This is a genomic window from Paenibacillus sp. FSL P2-0121, from assembly GCF_037975345.1.
Taxonomy (GTDB): Bacteria; Bacillota; Bacilli; order Paenibacillales; family Paenibacillaceae; genus Paenibacillus_AQ; species Paenibacillus_AQ odorifer.
Window position 1 is genome coordinate 5,796,870 of the sequence record NZ_CP150245.1, and the last position, 18,246, is coordinate 5,815,115.

Consider the following 18,246-nt stretch of genomic DNA (forward strand, 5'->3'; position numbering starts at 1 on the left):
GGGAGGCTGTTTGTACTCTAATGGCTAATATTAAAGAAATTGCCCGTATGGCTGGTGTTTCCGTGACAACAGTCTCGCGGGTGCTCAATAATCACCCTTATGTAAGTGAAGTCAAACGAACCGCAGTCCTAAATACTATTGAGAAATTAAACTACACGCGTAATATGAACGCCGTGCATCTGATCACTGGGCGGACTCAAGCTATAGCTGTTATTATTCCGTATACCAACTTATTTTATTTCTCAGTCATTATTGCAGGCTTGGCTCAAGAAGCACTGCTGGCTCAATACCGGCTCGTTCTCTGCCAAACCGATTATCGTACGGAAGAAGAAATTAAGGTGCTTGAGATGCTGCGGAACAAAGAAATTGACGGTGTAGTTATGGTCTCTTCAACAATGAGCTCAGAAGCTATTGAAGAATATACAGCTTATGGTCCTATTGTGGTATGTCAGGATAGGGGAGAACGCCAATTTTCTTCTGTATATATTGAGCATTATTCTGCTTTTCGCAGCGGCCTTCAATATTTGAATGATAAAGGTTACCGCCATATTGGCTACTGTGAAGGAAGACCACACGGCAGCAGCAGCTCTATCCGACAAATTGCCTTTAGAGACTTTCTAGAAGCTACAGATCAGCCTTACAATGATGAATGGATGATCTATAACTGTCTGACCGAAGAGGACGGTGCCCGCGTACTTCACCAACTGCTGCAGATGAAGAATCGTCCTGATGCCCTGATTATTTCAGCAGGCGATCATATAGCGGCTGGTTTAATCATCGAAGCTTGGAAAAAGGGCATCCGCATTCCTGAGGATCTGGCCGTCATCGGATTTGATGATCAGCCTATCGGCCGAACGTTAGGTCTGACCACAGTAGATAATCAGTTAACTGAAATGGGCATATCCGCTTTTCGGATTATCTATGATCAGATCCAGCGAAATGATGGACAACCCGTTCACCGCAAGCTTGAGTACCGTATTATAGAACGCAATACAGTATAGTATAGTATCCTTTTCATCTTATATCTCAGTAATTACATCATTTTAACGGTCCACTTTGCAGCCTTCTGCGAGTAGACCGTTTTTTATTTTTGCATATTCCCCTTTAGTATTCATTTTTATCCCTTGCTTCCGAATGGAATTTGTTTTATCCTAAATATGAAAATAATTTTCTGCATTTAGTTAATAATCATAAAAATAATTTCAATACCCCATTGAAACGAGGTGGATGAATGGATGTCCCCAATACTGCATGCACTCGAGCATGAGAAGGCCAAGCTCTCTCAAATGGAACGAAAGCTGGCTGAACGAATTCTCTCCTCACCAGGCGAAATCGTTCATATGGGCATTACAGAATTAGCAGAACAATGCGGAATAAGCCCGGCAACGATCACACGTTTCTGTAAGGTGCTTCATTTTAAAGGCTTTCCGGATTTCAAGGTGAAGCTGGCAGCAGAAATTGCTCATAGTGATGCCGCGCCGCAGGATGGTGGCTCTTCTTATCAAGATATTGTAGCCGGCAACCCACTCTCCGTGATTGTGGAAGCGATGCAGACGAACCATCTGACCTCCATCCGGGATACTACCTCACTGTTAGATCTGGAGCGATTGCAGGTAGCAGTTCATTTATTGTGCCAAGCACGCCGCGTTGATCTATACGGGATGGCGACCTCTTCCATTGTCGCTCAGGATTTCTATCAGAAGCTGATCCGCATAGGCGTAAATTGTACTGCTTTTGCTGATTCCCATATGCAGATTACCTCTGCTTCATCACTCACCAAAGGTGATGTCGTATTTGCAGTATCCTATTCGGGAGAGACTCCCGAGACCATTGATGCCTTGATGTGTGCGAAGGCTAGCGGAGCAAGCACTATCGCACTAACCTCTTATGGCAGCAGCACCTTGGCTACTCTGGCGGATATCCCCCTATTCTCCTCATCTTTGGAGAAAGGCATGCGCCGGGGAGACATGGCCTCACGCATAGCTCAGCTTCACATCATTGATATTTTGTTCACTGGAATGGTCAGCACCCGTTTTGGGGATTTTATTCCTAGACTGGAGCAATCTTATCTCAATGTCCAACAATACCGAAACAAACGAGGAGGACAATCCTAATGAATATTCTAAAGTTCCATAGTGATGAAGATTTCGTACAAACGGGTGCGAATCTTATTGCCAGCCTGCTGCAAAGCAATCCTAAAGCCGTGCTCGGTCTTGCGACCGGAAGCTCCCCAGTTGGGGTTTATGCCAAATTGGTTGAAATGCACCAAAAAGGACTTGTGAGTTTCTCTAAAGCAACTTCCTTTAATCTGGATGAGTATATCGGCTTGCCTGTCGACCATCCACAGAGCTATCGCAGTTTCATGAACGAGCAATTATTTAACCATATAGATATTGATCCAGGACAGACACATATCCCTAACGGAAACGCAGCGGATATGGAAGCAGAATGCCTTGCATACGATAAAATGCTGGAAGAAAACGGACCCGTTGACTTGCAGATTCTCGGTATTGGCAGCAACGGCCACATTGGATTCAACGAACCCGATGCTAACCTCAGCAGCAAAACCCATGTCGTCGACCTGCTTGAAGATACCCGGGAAGCAAATGCTAGATTCTTTGACAGTTTGGATGAGGTCCCTCGGCAAGCGATCACAATGGGCATTGGAGGCATCCTAAAAGCACGCCAAATCCTCTTATTAGTTCGTGGTGCCGGCAAAGCTGAAGCCATCCGCAATGCTGTTGAAGGCCCGATTACAACCCAATGCCCTGCATCTTTGCTGCAGAGCCATCCAAATGTAATCGTTCTCGTAGATGAAGGAGCAGGCAAATGGCTGAAATAAATAAAGAACTAGAACAGTTGCTGTTCGGTAAGGTACTGACTCCCCAAGGTTTAATTGAGCACGGTGTGATTGCCGTATCTGGAGAGCAGATCCACTATGCTGGCGATGCGGCTTGGCTTCCAGAGCGTTACGCGCATTGGCCTGCCAGTGGTCAAGCAACGGATCTTCTGATCCCCGGATTTGTAGATGTACATGTTCATGGTGGAGCTGGCCACGACTTTATGTACAGTGATACTGAATCGCTGAATGCCATCACTAAGTTCCATTGTTCCCAAGGAACAACAACAATGCTGGCTACAACCATGACCGCTTCCAAGTCTGCTATTGACCAAGTATTCTCCGAAGTCAGCGCTTATCGCGCTGCTGAAATGCCTTACACACAAATCGCAGGCATGCATTTGGAAGGACCCTTCATCAGCCCTAAATGGTCCGGCGCACAAAATCCAGAGCATATTGTTCCTGCCAATATTGAGTGGCTAGCACAATGGGAGAACGATTATCCAGGAATGATCCGGCAAGTCACGCTTGCTCCGGAACGTGAAGGTGCCCTCGAAGCTATTCTCTGGCTGCGCAAGCACGGTATAACTGCAGCGCTCGGGCATACGGATGCCTCCTTTGAAGAGGTTATTGCCGCAGCAGATGCTGGACTTAACCAAGCTGTGCATATGTTCAATGCGATGACACCCCTACATCACCGTAAGCCTGGAGCGGCTGGAGCTATTTTGTTCGATAAGCGCATTCGCGCAGAGATTATAGCCGACGGGATTCATGTTCATCCCGCAGCCATTTCTATATTGACCCGTCTCAAGAAAGAGAACAATTTATTACTGATTACTGATGCCATGTCTGCAACTGGACTTAGTGATGGTGAATATACAATCGGTGATTTACCTGTACTCGTTCAAGATGGCATCGCTACCCTTAAAGATAATCCCGCTGCTCTAGCTGGAAGCACACTAACGATGATTCGCGGCTTCCGTTATCTGATCCAAGAGGTAGGACTCACCTTGGAAGAGGCCTCCCGCGCTGCAAGCCTTACGCCAGCGGCGTCCATTGGAATGGAACGAAGCATTGGCTCCTTGGAGGCTGGAAAACGCGGCGATATCCTACGCCTTGATGCTGAATTTAATATTCGCGGCGTATGGATCGGCGGACGTCCAATCACCACTTAATAAAATTAGCTCCAAACAAAAAAGCAACAATTCTCTCCAGATGGTGAGATTGTTGCTTTTTTATTTAGATCACAAAATCATTAATAATTACGTGTTGGGAAAATTCGTTCAACCATGGTACGGAATTCATCCACAAATCCTTTTATCGGATGACCGGCACGAGCCTCTTCAGCATAAACATTGGCGCGTTCCACGAAGTCAGGATTTGCTGATACGTATACATCCTTAATTCTCGCATCATGTTTTTTAACTTCTGCAGCAATTTTATCTTTAATTGCTTTGGTAACTGTTTCTGTTTCTCTTGTATTTATGGTGTTATTTGTGTTATTCGTGCTATTGGTGTTGTACATATGCGTCGAATTACTTCTGTAATTCGTATCATGGGTACTAGGAGTGGTACTGCGCATGCCCATTCCCATTCCAGTTCCCATACCTTTTCCCATCCCCATATCTACATCATGTTTCGAGCCATTGCTGTTCAGAAGAGGACCATTATTATAAGTATGGTTTCTTGTCGTACCTGTTCCCATAGTACCTGTACCTGTTCCTGTTCCCAACATATCCGCTCCCAAATTCCCCATGCCATTGATTCCATTTCTGGTTGCCGGTCCAGTACTTGTTGTACCAGGAACTGTATTTACAGTACCTTTTAAGGCTCCGTTCATACCATTGGTTACGGCTCCAGTATCATTCATTCCATCACGGCCAATTTTCACTCTTCCTGTACCAGACATTACGCCAGTCGGGCCGTAATTGTGAGGAGTGGTTGAGGATTTTGCCCGATACGATGGAGTCCCTTTGGCACGCAGGCCAGCAGTTGCATCATTTAAAGTTACTGCTACATACGCGCTTTTTCCTGCAAGCATTACATTCGCTGAGCGGACTTCAGGCATTGCAGCAATCCGGTCTGCAAGCTCCTGACTAACTTCCATCTTAGTGATGTTATGCGTGCCACCGCGTACGGAATTCACACCAATACGCCCATCATTTACTCCCCGGACACTATTGGTTTGCACATTCGATTTTTCTGCCGTATTGGTTCCACACCCTGTAATACTCACCAAGCCGAGAAGCAATGCAGCTGAGACTGACATACTGATCTTGGATCGCAACATGAATTCATCCTCCATCTCTAATGTTGTATGTGTGCAGTGTACGATCGTTAGGATGACCTTCTGAAGAACAAGCTATCCTGAAAGGATTTGGAACTATGCCGCTTTGACCGTCACCCGCGAGTGCAGATCGGCGTATCTTATAAACAGTAAGCCATATCTCAACAAGTCGGTATTACTCCGCAAAAGTCAGGAGGCTTGTGCATGAAAGTTCTATTTACGTTTTATGTACCGAGTGGCGGGGTGGAGACATTAAATAAGCTGCGATGTGAAAGTCTCCAGCGAAGTGGAATCGAATGCCATGTTTTATATCTAATGCCGGGTTCAGGCCAGAATACGACCAATTTTCCGGTATTTGTCTCATCTTCAGATGAAGAAATTAAAAATTTGCTGGAGACCCATAATTACGATGCCATTATTGTTACATCTGATTATTTATTACTGAAACGTCTGCGTGAACTTGGTTACCGCGGTATTATGATATACGAATCTCAAGGCCTTGGAAAACGCAGTCATGCGGAAACTCTGATCAGAGATGCCGTCCCTTATTTACGTTCTTATTGTAATGCAGTACTAATCCCGCCAACCGATCATTTATTGGAGCTGTTTATTGAAATCTGTCCCTGGCTGCATCGTTATGTAATTCCGAATATTGTTGATGTCCAGTCCTTTCAGCATATCCCTGCTGAACCTCCCGCTAATCCGGTTATCGCTTGGGTAGGCCGGCTAGAGAGCAATAAAAATTGGCGGGAATATTTGAGAATCGCCCATGAAATTCGCCTTTATAAACCAGATATTCATTTGTGGATGTTCCATGATCCTAATTTAGCCGCAGAGGATCAGAAACAATCCTTTCAGGAGGAGCTACACGCCCTAGGGCTGAATGATCGTCTAAGTACTTTTACCAATATTCCTAATCATGTAATGCCCATTTATTATTCCTCGATCGCTAATTCGGGTGGATTCCTGTTAGCTACCTCCATTACAGAAGGATTTGGATATGCTGTTGCCGAAGCGATTTGCTGCACTTGTCCAGTACTTAGTACAGATTCCGATGGTGTCAGATCCTTTATTGTTCATAATGTCACGGGTAAATTTTACCCGCTTGGCAATATTCCAACTGCCGTCAACGAAGGACTGGAGCTTATGAACAATATTCCTCTGCGAGAGGGTCTCCGCCAGCAAGGAAGAGGATATATGGTCTCACGCTTCGGAACCGAGAAGTATGCGCAATCTTTTCGTGAAATGATGAATTCCTATGCCATCTTCTAACCGATATCATGCAAAAAAACCTTCAAGCCACTTCTCACGTGGTATTGAAGGTTTTTTATATTTTAAGGACATATTATTAAGAGTTCCTCGCTACGATCTCAAACAGTGCATTCTGAAACAATTGTGTGCTTTTTTCCCAAGTGAAATGCTGTGAATCCTGCTCCCCCTTACGAGCCAGCCGCTGGCGTAAATCCGGGTCTTTAATTAAGGTTATGATATCATCCGCGAGCCGATTCTCAAACCGGTAGGACATTAAGCAGTTATGGCCATGCTTGCCATATTCCATATTCCCACCGGAGTAAACAGTAACGAGTGCTGCTCCACAACGCATAGCCTCGATGCCTGGTAACGATCCCGTATCATACGTACTTGAGCTTACAAAAATATCGCTCTCACTATAATGGTAACAAAGCTCAGTATCATTTGCAGGAGTCCTTATATGATATCGTTCGTCCGCTAATAAAGTTTGCAGGGTAGTCGACTCAGCAAATTCACCAGGAGGAATGATCAAATAAAGTTCAACTTCTGGATGAAGTCTTCTGACCCGATTTAACTGTTCAAGCAAATAGTCTTGTTCACGATGGCCTGAGAATCCACCCTCTGGCTTTCGCATAACCGCGGAAACTACAAGCTTATTTTCAGGTTCACGAATGTTCAAATTTCTAAAAACAGGATTCACACCAATGGGCACGATTGTCCCCTTAATCCCATGATTCATCTGGACGATTTCTTGCTGCCAACGGGATAGTACAAGCAGATTGCTGGTTAAACTATAGGATGCAAAAGAACGGCTATTGTCAGGTAAAAAAGTGGGCTCGTAGCAAAGCGCTAAACGAATATGAATCCCTTTTCCCTCATTACTTGCCTGCTGCGATACCTCGACTGTGGTATAAAAGTTGGAGACAATCACGTCCCCCACTGGAAAATCGCTGGCCGACAAATCACCATCTGCCGCATAACGCAATTCACAATTTATCTCGTATTCAACGACACCATCGCTGGGCAAGAGGATCGTAATTTCATGACCGATCTCTGACAGACGATTAGCCAGTTCTGCCAGCATCCGTTGTGCTCCGCCCCTAGATAGAGTTAGAACAGGAAATATTAATTTCATTCCCCTCTCTCCTTTAGCAGCAGATGCGATAGAACCCCATGATGTTTTGCTTGTACCAGTTCTATCTCTCTTTTCTGCGCCTCACTATAAATCACTGAGCCCATCTCTTGATGCACTCGATAATCAAGCTGCGGATACTCAATATAAGACCAGCTAAAATGCGGTAAAATACGCAGCCATAAATCATAGTCTTGAGTATATAACAACATTTCATCGAACGTTCCTACAGCACGAAATATATCCATATGAAGAAGAACTGTACTCCCATTCACCGGACAACCCAACATCATAGTCTCAATAAAATGGGCTCTGCTGCTAAAAAGCATACTTACCGTATCTGAGATCCGTTCTCCCTGCTCATTTATATAATAATAAGCTGTATAGTTAAACAAAGTACCCGTACTTTTGAGCTTTTCTATTTGGTTTTTGATTTTATCCGGGTGAAATTGATCATCTGCACTGAGCCAGGCAAAATACGTTCCGGTAGCCACTTCTATCCCTTTGTTCAAAGCAGAAGCCGTCCCTCCATTACTCTTTTGTATATAAATGATTCTGTCACGGAAGGGGGCCAACTTCTCCAGCCATAGGGTAGAACCGTCATCGACTACAATAAGTTCTATATTCGGATAGCTTTGATCCAAGACACTTTGGATGGCGAGATCCACATACGAACAGTTATAAAATGGGATGATCACCGATACTTTAGGTTCTTCACTCATACGCGCTCACCTCCTTCACCCGGAGCTCAACTTTTATACTGTTTTACAAGCAAGCAGGGCATCTACTGGTGCATGGCCCTCCCCGAATGCTTCACGAAACGATGGGTTTTGGGCATGATGGAAACCTTTAAGTACCGTTACCTCATACCCAAGTGCAATAAAATCCTCCGGCTCCCATCCGCTCCGATGCTTTTGAAAATACTCTCCCTGCAAATGATAATGATCCATACCCTCCTGTGGAAAAAAGCCCCGAGGGGTAAATACAACTACTCGGTTATTGGCGATTCTTTCGGCCATCCCTAGCAGAGTCTTCGCTTCATTTTTATTAAAGTGCTCTATTGAATCAATAAAGGTAACCGCTGAAAATGTTTTGGGGAGGAATAATTTATCCATATGACTGGCATCTGCATGTACCGGAATAATATGAGGTGACTTATATTGACGATGCAGCAGGTACGGCCTGTGAATTTCTAATCCAAGCACTACTGCGGCTTCATATCGTTCAAGCAGGGTACCGGTGCCGCTGCCGATATCCAGAATACTCTGGCAGAATTTCAACTGTTCCAGTAAGACTGGCAGAAAGTCATTCACTTCAATTTCCCGGTACATTACCTTCAGCCCCCCATAGAAGAAATCAAGTGCTGCAGCGAATTCTTGTAGCGGGCATTGGTCGCAGCTGCCTCTGCCATAATTACATCAAAATATTTGATCGTTCCCATGCCCTCATGCGTCCGGTAAGCTGTGAGGGATTGATTCAACATCACCGGTGGATATCCGTTCAGAATGGCGCGGAACCATAAGTCATAATCATGGGTGTAAGGAAGTGATTCATCAAAAAGCCCGATGGCTCCAAATACCTCTCGTTTAAACATCACTGTACAGCCATTAATGGGATTACCGTGTAAAAAACAACGTAAGTAATCCAGGTGACTAGGAAACAATGGCGCAGCATTCAGCTGAACCAGCTGCGATTGAGCGTTAATATAATTAAAGTTGGTATAGGAGATTAACAAGTGGTTCTGCTCCATGAACAGAACCTGATTGTTGATCTTATCCCGATAAAATAAATCATCCGAGCTAAGCCAGACCACATAGTCACCCGTTGCATTCAATATGCCGTGATTCAGTGCGGAGGCGGTTCCCCCATTGCCTTTGCCCAAATAATGAATTCGGGAAAGATACGGTGTAATTAGATTGCTATGGGCATGCGAGCCGTCATCGACAACAATGATTTCGTAAGGTTCCCAAGACTGGGAGAACGCACTTTGCAGGGCGTGCTCAATATAAGGACAATTATAAAAAGGAATCACTACCGAAACCTTCGGTCTCATAACAACCTCCCCTCCCCGCTAACTCGGTAATAATTCAGAATATCCATTAACGATTGGTTAAGCCCAATTTCCGGAAGCCAGCCCAGTGAAGTCACATCAGCCTCAGGGGTTGATGCTTCTGAATGAACCTTCTTATCCGCTGTGGCTGCGATCTCTGAAATAGCCCGTTCAGCATCTGCAGGTCCCCAGTCCATTGGCACTGGACCTACAGAATGACTGAGCAACTGCTCCGCGATCTCCCCGAGTTCCCGCTGCTTCCCCGAATCGATGCGATAGATGGTTCCATTTGTACCTTTACGCAAAATGTAATCATAAGCTCTAACGGCATCTCTTACATCTAAAAAATCACGCAGCGCATAACGAGAAGAGAGCTTAAATGGAGGTATTTCCTCTTCTGGCTGGCCTTCACTTCGGACAATGTGCTGTGCTAATAAAGAGCAGAAGCCGGTGGAAGGACCGGGACCAATCAGATTACAGGGCTCAGCCAGCAGAACCGGCTGTTTAAATAAGGTGCCCCAAGCGAGGGACACCAGCTCTTCTATTGTTTTGCTAAGACTGTACGGGTGTGGTGGCCCAGCCACCATACCCGGTTTGAACTTAAGTCTGGAGCCAGCCACTAGAATCCGACTGCTCGGCAGGCTTCGCATGGCCTCCAGTAAATATAAGGTGGCCATCACATTGGTCTCCATATAAAGCAAGGGATTAAGCCATGACTCGGGTACGGAGTTCTTCCCAGCCAAATGAAGGACAGCGTCCGGTGTAGTTTGCTTGATCATCTCAGCTACTGCTTTCCGGTCACTTAAATCACAAATATATATCTTTACTCCTTCTGGAAAAAGAGTGGAGGCAGCTGTCGATTGCGGCCGCAATACAGCGATAACCTCAGCCCCTCCTGCCGAAAATAATCGAACGGCATGTTGCCCGGTAAATCCACCGGCTCCGGTAATCAGAAGTCTTTGACCTGTCATAAATACATCTCTGACTGTTTCATCCAGTCAGCCAGTTCCTGCAGCATTAAAGGATATGAAGGCAGCGGCAAGAGGACATCCGCTCTTGTATTCACTAGTGTACGATCCTGAATATGTTCATCCTCAGGGATGATCTCCACATTTTCTTTATGAAAAGCCGCCTGAATATGCTGAAGCAGCTCATATTTACTTACCGGCTCTGGATGCGCTAAATGGATTAGCCCCGATACGGGGGAATCCAGCATTACATCCACTGCTTTGGCTAATTGGAGCGTTGTGACCCCGTTCCACATCACCCGCCGGTATCCTGAAACTTTACCACTCTGCGCCAGGAACCAATCCATCAGACCAATACCGCCTGAGCGGATTTCGGGACCAATAATGGAAGTGCGAATCGTAAGATGCCCGGGTTTTTGCACCTCACCGAGACTTTTCGAAATTGCATATACAGAGGTTCCATCAGGAGCATCCTCTTCGGTGTACCCTCCGCGTGTTCCTTCGAACACGCAGTCGGTACTGATATGAATGAGCCTTGCCTGAACATCCTCCGCCTTTCGCCACAAGTGATGAGGGAGAAAGCCATTCACGTGGTAAGCCCCAATTTTGTCACGCTCCGCGAATTGATTGAGAACCCCCATTGCATTGATAATGCAATGAGGGGAAACGATATCGACCAGCTTCTCAACTCCGGCTATATCGTTCGCATCTACATACAGCCCGCCAAGATCGCTCTTATCCCGGGTTGTATGGAAGACGTGATGCTTGCCCTGGCGGCGAAAATAATCCGCCAGCATATGCCCCGCCATACCGTTTCCACCTAGGATAAGCAGCTTCATTGCAGGAACCCTCCCCGGATCAAGATGCTTTTGATCTCTTCCCGATCCATCAGATTCGTCTCTGAACTGAAGCTATTGAAAGAGACATGAGGATAAGCGCTATAATGTGCCTTTAATTCCGGCATGTTCAGCGTAGGGAGAATTACTAGATACTGTTCATCGTAGACAACGGTAGTTAAGCTTTCGAAATCGCTCATCAGAATCTCGTGGATTTTCTCCCCCGGACGAATCCCGGTCTCAACAATACTCACATTGGACTCTCCGGAAGCCTCAATCAGCACCTCAGCAAGATCGATAATTCGGCAGGTAGGCATAGTCATGACGAAGATTTCTCCACCCAAGCTAACCTCAGAAGCTTTAAATAATAACGTAATAGCATCGCGTAGGGTAAAAAAGAAGCGGGTCATTTTCATATCCGTAATGCGTACCTGACCCTTATCTTTAATCTGCTTCATGAACAAATGCACTACGCTGCCGTTCGTTCCGAGCACATTACCTCCGCGTACAGTAACGAACCGGGTGTTTGAGCCAATCAGATTGGCATAAACGAACAATTTCTCCCCGATCGCTTTGGTCATTCCATAGAAGTTGGATGGGTTCGCAGCCTTATCGGTAGAGATGTAAATTGCTTTCTCAACGCCATTTACAATGGCAGCTTCGATCACATTTTGAGTTCCCACTACATTGGTTTTGAGTGCTTCATAAGGCTGATCTTCACAGACTGGAACATGTTTGAGCGCCGCCAGATGAAAGATGTAATCAACGCCACGGCAGGCTGCAATCAGCGCATCCTTGTCACGGATATCGCCAATGATAAAGCTGAGACGTTGATCTTCAAACTCCCGGCTCATCGCCACTTGAGCGGATTCACTGCGGGAGAATACGATGATTTCCTTAGGATTTTGTGGCAGAAGTTGCCTAATCAGCTCATGCCCCCAGGAACCAGTTCCGCCTGTGACCACAATCCTTTTATTATTGAACATGCAGGTTCCCTCCAAGCAAGAATTTAACTACCTTGACCGAAACATCCGGAGTCATGTATCCTTCCGGTGCCTCCCAATCCCGATTGAGCGCCGTCATCAGCTTGACGCTGCGCAGAATACTTTTCTGATCTACACCTGAGACTACATTGCTGCCACAATCCACTGTTTCTGGACGTTCCGTCGTTCTGCGAATCGTAACTGTTGGCACTTTCATCAAGCAGCATTCCTCCTGTACAGTCCCGCTGTCGGTGATGGCACATAAGGCGTGCTGTTCCAAGTAGACAAAATCAAAAAATCCGAAAGGTTCATGAAATTCAACTAGTGGGTTCATTGGAAGGGAAAATTGCTCGGTAAGTTTGGAGCGAGTGCGAGGATGAATGCTGCATATTAAACGAATTCCAAAATGCTCAGCCACTGCGTTAAGACCCGACATAATTTGTACAAGGGACTCTGGATCATCTACATTCTCAGCACGGTGGGCCGTGACTAGGAAATACTGTCCTGCGGTAAGCTTCAGCTGCTCCAGAATGTCGCTGGTCTGGATTTTGTGCTCAAAGTGGGTCATGACCTCATGGATCGGATTTCCTGTTAACACGATACGCCTGCTAGGGAAACCTTCGCTGATTAGATGTCTTTTGCTCTGCTGCGTATAAGGCATATTAATGGTCGAAACGGCGTCGATGACACGGCGGTTTTTCTCTTCTGGTACTTGGAGGTCATAGCAGCGGTTGCCCGCTTCCATATGCACCACCGGAATTCCCATACGTTCAGCCAAAATCGCGCATAACGCGCTGTTCGTATCGCCCAGAAGCAAGACGCGATCTGGCTGTTCTTTTAGTAAAATGCTTTCTAGCCCTCCGAACATGGCGGCAAGCTGGCCGCCTAGTCCTGCTTGTTTATCCTGCAGCACATAATCCGGTGCCCGCAGTCCCAGCTCAGCAAAGAAAATGCCGCTGAGACTGGCGGTGAAGTTCTGGCCTGTATGCACCAGGATGTGCCGCTCAGCATGTTCGTCGAGAAGCGGAATGATTACACTGAGGCGAATGATTTCAGGCCTCGTGCCTAAAATCGTCATGATCTTCATGAGTTCACTCCCCTGCCTGTTTAATTATGGTCTGACTTGGCTCAGTCAGCGGACTGTGCTCTGGTTGCTGGATTGAGATCATTGAGCGGGAAATGTACCGTTCATTTGGCTCAAGTTGCTGGAATGAGATCATTTAGCGGGATTTATACCGCTCATTGGGCTCAGGTTGCTGGAATGAGATCATTTAGCGGGATTTATACCGCTCATTGGGCTCAGGTTGCTGGAATGAGCTCTTTTTGCGGGATTTATACCGCTCATTTGGCTCTGGTTGCTGGAATGAGCTCTTTTTGCGGGATTTATACCGTTCTTTGGGCTCATCTAGCTAAATTCGCTGCATTCAAGGGCATAACTGCCTCTCTTTGCGCTCAGCTTGCCGAATTCGACGCATTCTAGGGCATTTATGCCTCTCTTTGCGTTCAGATTACCGAATTCGACGCATTCTAGGGCAGATATGCCTCTCTTTGCGCTCAGCTAGCTGAATTCGACGAAATCTAGGGCAAATATGCCCCTCTTTGCACTCAGCTAGCTGAATTCGACGAAATCTAGGGCAAATATGCCTCTCTTTGCGCTCAGCTTGCCGAATTCGACGCATTCGAGGGCAAATATGCCTCTCTTTGCGCTCAGCCTGCCGGTTCGCTGCAATCGAGGCATTTACGCCGCGCGCCGCCGCCCACCGCGGCGGGCCCGGCGGCGCTTGCCCCCGGTGGTGCTGCGCCGCCGGGCAGAACCTTTACGCCGCTTGCGAGCAACGCGGCGCAAAACCAACGGACGCCCGCTTCGCCGGCGCGCCCGGGCTTTGCCGCGCCGCTTGCGGGCGACGCGGCTTGGCAGGCCCTTGCTTCGCGCCGGCAAAGCCGGCGACGCTGCGGGTAAATCAGGCTGGACAGCAGGTGGTTCCACCACCACCACGCTGTCAGCCTCGTGCACCGCAGGTGCGCTGCAATAGCGGAGGTTCCACATCTCCGCAAGACCCTGCAGGCGGCTCCGATAAGCCGCCGGACCATAGACGGCGTCGACGCGCTCCCGCGCTTGACTGCCTAGAGTCAACGCTAATCCCGGCTGCGCCAGCATGACGTTGACTCTTTCTGCCAGCGCGGAAATGTCCGATGCTGGCACGAGATTTTCGCCACAGCCCGCTGCGTGCAGAATTTCTCGCAAGCCCCCAGAGTCGTAAGCGACCACGGGCTTTCCAAAAGCCATTCCTTCCAGAGCAGTCATGCCGAAGCCTTCGCGGATCAGACTAGGAACCACTAGCACATCCATGGCGCAATAAGCAGATGGAAGACATTCAGCATAACCAACAAATTTAAACCGGGTGTACAGTCCCTCAAGCTTTACCTTGCGGACACAACGCTCATAATAGCTTTTATCGCCAGCTGACCCAATGACAACAAATTTCGAGCTTGGATGAACCGCGTGCACAAGCACAGCCATTTTCACAAAATGTTCTAGACCTTTTTCTTTGTTGATAAAAGAAGAAATATAACCGATCAGCTGTTCATGCGGTTTAACCCGCAATTCCCGCCGCCGTTCGCTCCGAAGCTTGCTCCAAGCCTCAATCATCATCTCTTTATCATTCCAAGAGGGAGGCAGCTGGATCACTTTTTCCGCTCTCACGTCCTCTGGAAAGCAAGCTGCAGCTGTTTGTGAAATAGCTAGTATCTCATCACTATTCCGATGAATCAGCCCTACACTAATAGGTGTATATTCATTGTCTGTTATCGTCTCTGATATTTTCCATATCACCGGAATGCCCAGTGACTTTGCAGCCATTGCTGGCAGAGCATGCACACAGGTACTTGTAATAACAAACGCCGGGCGCAGGGAATTCAGCCAGTCTGTTAATTCGTGATACTCCCTGCTTTCCTGGAATTTCTGAGCATCTGCCTCCAACCCTGCATAAGGAGTGTACATTCCATATAAAAGAGGAATCGAAAGCAACTGTACACTTATTCCACAGCTTCGAGCCTGAGAAGTCAGCTTGCCGTCCTGAGGCGCAACGAGAATACAATTAAAGTACGGAGAAAGCTCCTGAGCGAAAAACAACAATAGCTTCTCCGCTCCCGTAATACTGCGTGTATTGGATACATGTGAAAAGAGGACGATTGTAGCTTTGTCAGCCATGGCGTTTCGGCGCTCCCTAACGAGGGGCCTGGAGCAGCCATTCACCTCCTTAAAAAATTTACAAACTTAGCGCTAAGTTCTATCCTTCGCAGTAAAACTCTCTTTGAAAATGGTCGCTCCTGTGACTCGCAACATCGCTTCCGCTTCGCTCTAGAATCTCGTCAGTCAATTTCAATTCGCTCCCGAGCTTCGCCCCTTCACTTCCACTCTGCTCTCGAATCTAGCCAGTCGCTTCCGCTCCGCTATACAAGCCCGCTCCAGACGTTGCTTCTTTTCATCAGGCCACAGGCATAAGCTGAGGTTCGGTTCTACAGTATATCGAGGAAAAACAGATGCCGGCACGACACCTGTCCCCTGGTAAGCGCACATTTCCGTTCCATTTCCGGGCATATGACCTAGCCATAAATTACTGTTAACAGCTGGTGTATACGTTTGGTGTAGGTGTGATCCTTAAGCGTCCGTTCAAAAGCGCGCAGGGCAATCGCACGGCGTTCTTCCTCATGAGTCAGGTAATAACGGATTTTATCCATCATTTCTTGAGGGCTTGCAAAAGTCTCAATTTCTTCACCAGGTTTGTAGAAAGATCCCATATCATCTCTGGCATCCACTAATTGCAGCGTACCCGTAGCCGCGATTTCAAAAGTACGCGGATTAGGAGATACCGCCGGAATCGAAAGCGTATTGTTGTTCACTACTTCATCAATGTGCGAGCGGTGGAGGTTAATGACGATTTTGGATCCGCTGTAAGCTACCGCTGTTTCCTGTGGTGACATCCACTTACCAATCTCAATTCGATCTCCATAGAGTGCCGCCTCAGGCAGACGGTCCCACCAGATGCCGTTAATCACCGTGTTATAGTTCATCAAATCCGGAAGAATCTCACGGAAGAAATTAACCCGGTTCCAATAGGCAGAGCCAATAAAACTAACTTCGCGATTCAATGGTGAACGTGTTGTAGTTGGACGGTAATGCTCGCGGTGAGCGGCAAAAGGAAGATAATGAACTTCAGGGCAGCCAAGTCCCTTATAAAAATCAATACAATTACGCTCAAGCGTGAACACAAAATCGTAATGCGCCACAATTTTAACTGTAAAATCAGTGTAATAAGGATCATCTGTAAGCCAAATGGCTGTCTTAATCCCGCTAGCCCGAAGAACGGAGATCTGCTCAAGCGGTAAATCCATACCATCCAGCACAAGTACCAGATCCGGTCTTTGAGCGGCGGCTAACTCCACTAAGTTTTGACGCACATCTGTTATCGTGACTTGTGTGGTTAATTTTTGCAGCGCGTAGAGGACTGCATCGTCTAATGGAGAGTAGGGATATCCTTTACCAGAAGCCACATACATTACATGAATATTCCGTACAGGAAATACTTCTTCTGGCCGACCATCTAAAATCGCAAGCCGTCCCCGTAAATATCCCTCATCATATCCGCCCTTAAAACCACTCAGACGACCACGAAGCTTTTCTTCCTCTGGAGGTGTCAGTGGTAGCGGTGGTGCAGGCATAATAAATTCATTGTTGTTTATCATCATCCTCGCTCCTTTATCCCGTTATAGATTTCATACACTTGAAGCAATCACATTCAGCAAATGAGGCAAACGCGCAGTGAATGTATGGTTCCGCATGGTTGTCTGTAGTCCCCGTAAAGCGTAAATTCGGCGCTCTTTTTCATGCTTCAGATAGTACTCAATCTTCTCCTGCAATTCCTTAGCAGAGCCAAAAGTATCCAAGTCATAACCTGGCCGATAATAATTGCCCAGATCCTCACGAACATCCGTAAGCTGCATAGTACCGCAGGCACTGATCTCATAAGTACGTGGGTTGATAGAGCGTGATGGTAAACGGAAGCTATTCCGGTTATCCTGCCCCTCCTCCCACGGACGGTGAATATTAATGACTAGCTTTGCACCACTGTAATAGTTCGCAGTTTCCTCAGGTGGGATAAAGCCATTGCTAATAAAAGGGGCAAGCTGGTCATAAGTCGCAAGCCGTTCCCAGAAGCCGCCAGCGATCAGCACCTTCTTATCCTTTAAATAGGGGGCAAGTTCATCAAACAGCGCTGTCCGATTATGAAATGCATTGCCAATAAACACAATGTCGTACTTATACTGCGGTGCCGTACGGCGCGGATAGAACATCTTTGGATTGACGCAAAGCGGTAAATAATGAACGGATGGAACTCCAAAGGATTGATAAAACTCCACACAACCGAGCTCATGCGTAAAGACGTGATCATAATGCCGGCAAATCACTGAAGTATCCTCTGTAAAATAAGGATCATCCACAAACCAGATCGCAGTCCGAATGCCCAGCTTTCTGATTTCTGTAATCTGTTCTAAATGATTTTCCGGAAAAACATGCAGTCCATTCATAACCAGCACTGCCCCGGGCATCTCCCGAGCTGCGGTCTCCAGCATAGTTTCTGGAGTGCTTATCACAAGCTCACTTACAAGCTGCTGAAGCGCCTCAATTACCCCAGTATCGATTGCATGGAACCCTTGAGGAACATACATTAGCTTAAATGGCCGACAGGCTTCGACCTCTACAGTACTCCGACGCTGCACAGCCTCACACATGCCAAGACGATATCCTTCGTGATAACCGTCGCGATAATCTCGCGGACGCTTGTGTTTTCTCCTTTTCGCTTTCACGGCCTTCACCCTGCCCCGTTGTATTCTCAAGA

The 18,246-nt window shown here is 46.9% G+C and carries 19 protein-coding genes; 6 read left to right on the forward strand and 13 right to left on the reverse strand.

All coding sequences use genetic code 11. The features are described 5' to 3' along the window. Positions 1-20: 20 nt before the first annotated feature. The 4 genes from MKY54_RS25565 to nagA all read left to right on the forward strand — a co-directional run bounded on the left by MKY54_RS25565 (position 21) and on the right by nagA (position 4,014). Positions 21-1,001 (forward strand): LacI family DNA-binding transcriptional regulator, encoded by a 981-nt coding sequence (locus MKY54_RS25565; protein ID WP_076130419.1) that lies wholly within the window; start codon positions 21-23, stop codon positions 999-1,001. A 234-nt stretch (positions 1,002-1,235) separates the two neighbouring features. Next, positions 1,236-2,114, forward strand: coding sequence for a MurR/RpiR family transcriptional regulator (locus tag MKY54_RS25570; RefSeq protein WP_339188350.1), 879 nt, complete (start codon positions 1,236-1,238; stop codon positions 2,112-2,114). Continuing rightward, positions 2,114-2,842 carry a glucosamine-6-phosphate deaminase gene (gene nagB, locus MKY54_RS25575; protein WP_076130421.1) on the forward strand — a complete coding sequence of 243 codons (729 nt, stop codon included), beginning with the start codon at positions 2,114-2,116 and terminating at the stop codon, positions 2,840-2,842. Before MKY54_RS25570 ends, nagB begins: the two co-directional genes overlap by 1 nt. Next, positions 2,830-4,014: an N-acetylglucosamine-6-phosphate deacetylase gene (nagA, locus tag MKY54_RS25580; protein ID WP_339188353.1), complete on the forward strand. Its 1,185-nt coding sequence runs from the start codon at positions 2,830-2,832 to the stop codon at positions 4,012-4,014. Before nagB ends, nagA begins: the two co-directional genes overlap by 13 nt. A gap of 80 nt (positions 4,015-4,094) precedes the next feature. On the opposite strand, the gene MKY54_RS25585 is transcribed toward nagA, so the two are convergent. Then, a complete protein-coding gene (locus MKY54_RS25585; protein WP_076281923.1) occupies positions 4,095-5,129 on the reverse strand; it encodes a YhcN/YlaJ family sporulation lipoprotein in 1,035 nt (344 codons plus the stop codon). A 201-nt stretch (positions 5,130-5,330) separates the two neighbouring features. On the opposite strand from MKY54_RS25585, the gene MKY54_RS25590 reads away from it, so the two are divergent. Continuing rightward, positions 5,331-6,398, forward strand: a complete 1,068-nt coding sequence (locus MKY54_RS25590) for a glycosyltransferase family 4 protein (protein ID WP_076219322.1) — start codon at positions 5,331-5,333, stop codon at positions 6,396-6,398. A 76-nt stretch (positions 6,399-6,474) separates the two neighbouring features. On the opposite strand, the gene MKY54_RS25595 is transcribed toward MKY54_RS25590, so the two are convergent. From MKY54_RS25595 to wecB, 8 genes are read right to left on the reverse strand one after another with little or no spacing between them, the layout of a single operon-like run. Next, entirely contained in the window at positions 6,475-7,512 is a 1,038-nt protein-coding gene (locus MKY54_RS25595; protein ID WP_339188356.1) for a glycosyltransferase family 4 protein, read from the reverse strand. After that, positions 7,509-8,231 carry a glycosyltransferase gene (locus tag MKY54_RS25600; RefSeq protein WP_339188359.1) on the reverse strand — a complete coding sequence of 241 codons (723 nt, stop codon included), beginning with the start codon at positions 8,229-8,231 and terminating at the stop codon, positions 7,509-7,511. Before MKY54_RS25600 ends, MKY54_RS25595 begins: the two co-directional genes overlap by 4 nt. 33 nt (positions 8,232-8,264) lie before the next feature. Continuing rightward, positions 8,265-8,840, reverse strand: coding sequence for a class I SAM-dependent methyltransferase (locus tag MKY54_RS25605; protein WP_076141519.1), 576 nt, complete (start codon positions 8,838-8,840; stop codon positions 8,265-8,267). Between the two features lie 5 nt (positions 8,841-8,845). After that, positions 8,846-9,562, reverse strand: a complete 717-nt coding sequence (locus MKY54_RS25610; RefSeq protein WP_076130428.1) for a glycosyltransferase — start codon at positions 9,560-9,562, stop codon at positions 8,846-8,848. Next, positions 9,559-10,530 (reverse strand): NAD-dependent epimerase/dehydratase family protein, encoded by a 972-nt coding sequence (locus MKY54_RS25615; RefSeq protein WP_339188363.1) that lies wholly within the window; start codon positions 10,528-10,530, stop codon positions 9,559-9,561. The genes MKY54_RS25610 and MKY54_RS25615 overlap by 4 nt, the downstream gene beginning before the upstream one ends. Further along, on the reverse strand, positions 10,527-11,366 hold the full coding sequence (locus MKY54_RS25620; protein WP_076130430.1) for an SDR family oxidoreductase: 840 nt from the start codon (positions 11,364-11,366) through the stop codon (positions 10,527-10,529). Before MKY54_RS25620 ends, MKY54_RS25615 begins: the two co-directional genes overlap by 4 nt. After that, on the reverse strand, positions 11,363-12,349 hold the full coding sequence (locus MKY54_RS25625) for a polysaccharide biosynthesis protein (protein ID WP_036679704.1): 987 nt from the start codon (positions 12,347-12,349) through the stop codon (positions 11,363-11,365). Before MKY54_RS25625 ends, MKY54_RS25620 begins: the two co-directional genes overlap by 4 nt. Then, the gene (gene wecB, locus MKY54_RS25630; RefSeq protein WP_076195127.1) at positions 12,339-13,433 is read right to left on the reverse strand and encodes a UDP-N-acetylglucosamine 2-epimerase (non-hydrolyzing); all 1,095 of its coding nucleotides are present in this window, start codon (positions 13,431-13,433) and stop codon (positions 12,339-12,341) included. The genes MKY54_RS25625 and wecB overlap by 11 nt, the downstream gene beginning before the upstream one ends. A gap of 123 nt (positions 13,434-13,556) precedes the next feature. On the opposite strand from wecB, the gene MKY54_RS25635 reads away from it, so the two are divergent. Next, positions 13,557-13,826 carry a hypothetical protein gene (locus MKY54_RS25635; protein ID WP_339188367.1) on the forward strand — a complete coding sequence of 90 codons (270 nt, stop codon included), beginning with the start codon at positions 13,557-13,559 and terminating at the stop codon, positions 13,824-13,826. 258 nt (positions 13,827-14,084) lie between these two features. On the opposite strand, the gene MKY54_RS25640 is transcribed toward MKY54_RS25635, so the two are convergent. From MKY54_RS25640 to MKY54_RS25655, 4 genes are all read right to left on the reverse strand, one after another. Then, positions 14,085-15,557, reverse strand: coding sequence for a glycosyltransferase family 4 protein (locus tag MKY54_RS25640; RefSeq protein WP_339188370.1), 1,473 nt, complete (start codon positions 15,555-15,557; stop codon positions 14,085-14,087). Between the two features lie 171 nt (positions 15,558-15,728). After that, positions 15,729-15,899, reverse strand: coding sequence for a hypothetical protein (locus tag MKY54_RS25645; RefSeq protein WP_175619029.1), 171 nt, complete (start codon positions 15,897-15,899; stop codon positions 15,729-15,731). A gap of 53 nt (positions 15,900-15,952) precedes the next feature. Then, positions 15,953-17,068 (reverse strand): glycosyltransferase, encoded by a 1,116-nt coding sequence (locus tag MKY54_RS25650; RefSeq protein WP_076134266.1) that lies wholly within the window; start codon positions 17,066-17,068, stop codon positions 15,953-15,955. A gap of 54 nt (positions 17,069-17,122) precedes the next feature. Next, positions 17,123-18,223 carry a DUF3880 domain-containing protein gene (locus tag MKY54_RS25655; RefSeq protein WP_076098583.1) on the reverse strand — a complete coding sequence of 367 codons (1,101 nt, stop codon included), beginning with the start codon at positions 18,221-18,223 and terminating at the stop codon, positions 17,123-17,125. Positions 18,224-18,246 lie beyond the last annotated feature (23 nt).

Coding starts and splice junctions, on each gene's coding strand:
- MKY54_RS25570 (WP_339188350.1), top strand. CDS start 1,236: ATGTCCCCAATACTGCATGCACTCGAGCATGAGAAGGCCAAGCTCTCT.
- MKY54_RS25640 (WP_339188370.1), bottom strand. CDS start 15,557: ATGGCTGACAAAGCTACAATCGTCCTCTTTTCACATGTATCCAATACA.
- MKY54_RS25590 (WP_076219322.1), top strand. CDS start 5,331: ATGAAAGTTCTATTTACGTTTTATGTACCGAGTGGCGGGGTGGAGACA.
- MKY54_RS25585 (WP_076281923.1), bottom strand. CDS start 5,129: ATGTTGCGATCCAAGATCAGTATGTCAGTCTCAGCTGCATTGCTTCTC.
- MKY54_RS25610 (WP_076130428.1), bottom strand. CDS start 9,562: ATGAGACCGAAGGTTTCGGTAGTGATTCCTTTTTATAATTGTCCTTAT.
- MKY54_RS25605 (WP_076141519.1), bottom strand. CDS start 8,840: ATGTACCGGGAAATTGAAGTGAATGACTTTCTGCCAGTCTTACTGGAA.
- MKY54_RS25595 (WP_339188356.1), bottom strand. CDS start 7,512: ATGAAATTAATATTTCCTGTTCTAACTCTATCTAGGGGCGGAGCACAA.
- nagA (WP_339188353.1), top strand. CDS start 2,830: ATGGCTGAAATAAATAAAGAACTAGAACAGTTGCTGTTCGGTAAGGTA.
- MKY54_RS25650 (WP_076134266.1), bottom strand. CDS start 17,068: ATGCCTGCACCACCGCTACCACTGACACCTCCAGAGGAAGAAAAGCTT.
- MKY54_RS25600 (WP_339188359.1), bottom strand. CDS start 8,231: ATGAGTGAAGAACCTAAAGTATCGGTGATCATCCCATTTTATAACTGT.
- MKY54_RS25635 (WP_339188367.1), top strand. CDS start 13,557: ATGAGATCATTTAGCGGGATTTATACCGCTCATTGGGCTCAGGTTGCT.
- MKY54_RS25615 (WP_339188363.1), bottom strand. CDS start 10,530: ATGACAGGTCAAAGACTTCTGATTACCGGAGCCGGTGGATTTACCGGG.
- MKY54_RS25565 (WP_076130419.1), top strand. CDS start 21: ATGGCTAATATTAAAGAAATTGCCCGTATGGCTGGTGTTTCCGTGACA.
- MKY54_RS25625 (WP_036679704.1), bottom strand. CDS start 12,349: ATGTTCAATAATAAAAGGATTGTGGTCACAGGCGGAACTGGTTCCTGG.
- nagB (WP_076130421.1), top strand. CDS start 2,114: ATGAATATTCTAAAGTTCCATAGTGATGAAGATTTCGTACAAACGGGT.
- MKY54_RS25620 (WP_076130430.1), bottom strand. CDS start 11,366: ATGAAGCTGCTTATCCTAGGTGGAAACGGTATGGCGGGGCATATGCTG.
- wecB (WP_076195127.1), bottom strand. CDS start 13,433: ATGAAGATCATGACGATTTTAGGCACGAGGCCTGAAATCATTCGCCTC.